Raw genomic sequence first — 2,125 nt, forward strand, 5'->3', positions numbered from 1 at the left:
GCGGAGGGCTGGCCCACCTCCATGCGCACCACGTCGTCGCCGCGCCGGGCCTTGGCGGCGGCCGCGGCCATGACGTCCATGGCGAGGAACGGCTGGACGGCGGCGGCCCGCCGGGAGATCGGGATCATGCTTTCCTGACGGGGCGCGAGGGCGGAGGCGGTGCGGTGCTCGGGGTTACCCCCTGACGGCCCTGCCCTCAACCGGTGTCAGTGCGGCGCGAAGCCCGCAGCCATGTTGACCACCAGCGCCAGGATGCCGGTGTTGAACAGGTAGGCGCCGACCGTTTGCGCGGTCGCGATCCGGCGCATCCTCTTGCTGGTGAGATTGGTGTCGGAGGTCGCAGCCGCAGCCCCGATGGTCACGGTGAAGTACAGGAAATCCCAGAAGTCCGGCTCGGTCTCGCCGTGGAAGTCCAGCCCGCCGCGCTCGGCGCCGGCTTCGTCCCCTGTGCCGTAATAGACGTGCGCGTAGTGGACCGTGAAGATCATCTGCACGAAGACCCAGGTGCAGAGCAGGCTCGTCCCGGCGAGCGCCAGGGCGTAGCGCTCGCCGGGTCCGGCGATGCGGCCGCCGACCACCAACACCGCCACCGAGCCGAGGCTCGCGGCTGCCGCCAGCAGGGCGAAGACGGTGATCACCCCGGCGCTGTCGTCGAGCCGGGCGGCCTCACGCCGCATGGCGTCATGGGTCTGGCCGGTGGCCCGCCGTATGACCAGGCCGGCATGGACGATCACGCCGGCGCACCAGCCGACGAGCAACCGCATCCCCGGATCGAGGCCCGGCACCAGCAGGGCGGTGGCGACCGCCACCAGGATCGCGCAGAGCAGGTGCGGGCGCAGCCAGAAGGCGCGGAACAGCTTGGGCATGACGAACCGGATGACGCGCAGCGGGCGGGATCTCCCGGCCGGGATCGTGATTTGACCCGGCGCCGCGAAAACGCCTAACCCACCCTCTACCGCTCGCGCCACGCGCGGGCCGGCTTGCCGCGCAAGCGAGGATCCATGCTCTTCAACCGCTCCCTGCCCGCGCTGGCCCTGGCGCTCGGCCTCGCCGCCGTCCCGGCTTCGGCGCAGGACGCCACGCAATCCACCGCTCCGGCATCCGCCCCGTTCACGGACGCGCAGCGCGCCGGCATCGAGGCGATCGTCAAGGACTACCTGATCAAGCACCCGGAGGTGCTGCAGGAGGCGCTGGCCGAGGCCGAGAAGCAGCAGGCGGAGACGCAGCGCCTCGCCCAGAGCGCGGCCCTCAAGGAGGCCCGCGAGGCGCTCATCAACGGCCCGCACGACGTCGTTGCCGGCAATCCCACCGGCGACGTCACGCTCGTCGAGTTCTTCGACTACAATTGCGGTTATTGCCGCAAGGCGCTGATCGACGTGCAGACCCTGATCAAGACGGACCCGAAGCTGCGGGTGGTGATCAAGGACTTCCCGGTGCTCGGCCCGGAATCCCTCGAAGCGAGCCAGGTCGCGGTCGCGGTGCGCCAGCAGCTCAAGGGCGACAAGCTGTTCGAATTCCACCAGAAGCTGCTCGAGACCAAGGGCCGGGTGAACGGCGCCCGGGCGATCCAGGTCGCCAAGGATCTGGGCGCCGACACGGTCAAGCTGCAGAAGGACATGGCCTCCCCCGAGGTGAAGGCCGCGTTGAGCGAGAATCGCGGCCTGGGCGACCGGCTGGGCCTGTCGGGCACGCCGGCCTTCATCATCGGCGACGAGGTGATTCCGGGCGCCGTCGGGGTCGACCCCATCCGCAAGACCATCGCGGATGTCCGCCAGTGCGGCCACGCCTCCTGCTGAGGCGTCAGGCCGGAGCTTCCCACCGGCGGATGGCGGACTGCGCGGCCTTGTCGCGCCAGGCCGCCTTCGTCTAAGAGCCGCCAGCCATGAGGCTGTGATCGAGTGCCAGCGCGCATGCCGGATGAACCGACCGCCGCGGCGCGATACGAAGAAGGCCGGATGCCCAAGAACGATCCCATCGATTCCGAGCTCGTCCGCGAACTCGCCAACCTCGTCACCGAGACCGGCCTGTCCGAGATCGAGGTCGAGAAGGGTGACCTGCGGATCCGCGTCGTGCGGCGGCTTGAGCCCGTCACCGTCCAGGTGGCGGCGCCCGCGCCTGTCGCGGC

General features: G+C 70.3%; 2 protein-coding genes and 2 pseudogenes. 2 read left to right on the forward strand and 2 right to left on the reverse strand.

The window, feature by feature from the left end; translation table 11 throughout:
* Positions 1–128: pseudogene (locus FV228_RS34480) on the reverse strand (pyridoxal phosphate-dependent aminotransferase); the annotation flags it as partial.
* 78 nt (positions 129–206) lie between these two features.
* Complete coding sequence (locus FV228_RS27570) at positions 207–866, reverse strand: DUF1345 domain-containing protein (RefSeq protein WP_147857419.1); 660 nt, start codon at positions 864–866, stop codon at positions 207–209.
* A 135-nt stretch (positions 867–1,001) separates the two neighbouring features.
* Here FV228_RS27570 and FV228_RS27575 point away from each other — a divergent pair, with 135 nt between their 5' ends.
* The gene (locus FV228_RS27575; RefSeq protein ID WP_147857420.1) at positions 1,002–1,796 is read left to right on the forward strand and encodes a DsbA family protein; all 795 of its coding nucleotides are present in this window, start codon (positions 1,002–1,004) and stop codon (positions 1,794–1,796) included.
* A 159-nt stretch (positions 1,797–1,955) separates the two neighbouring features.
* A pseudogene (locus FV228_RS34485) lies at positions 1,956–2,125 on the forward strand (acetyl-CoA carboxylase biotin carboxyl carrier protein); the annotation flags it as partial.

Origin of the sequence: Methylobacterium sp. WL18 (assembly GCF_008040015.1) — a bacterium.
Classification (GTDB): Bacteria; Pseudomonadota; Alphaproteobacteria; order Rhizobiales; family Beijerinckiaceae; genus Methylobacterium; species Methylobacterium mesophilicum.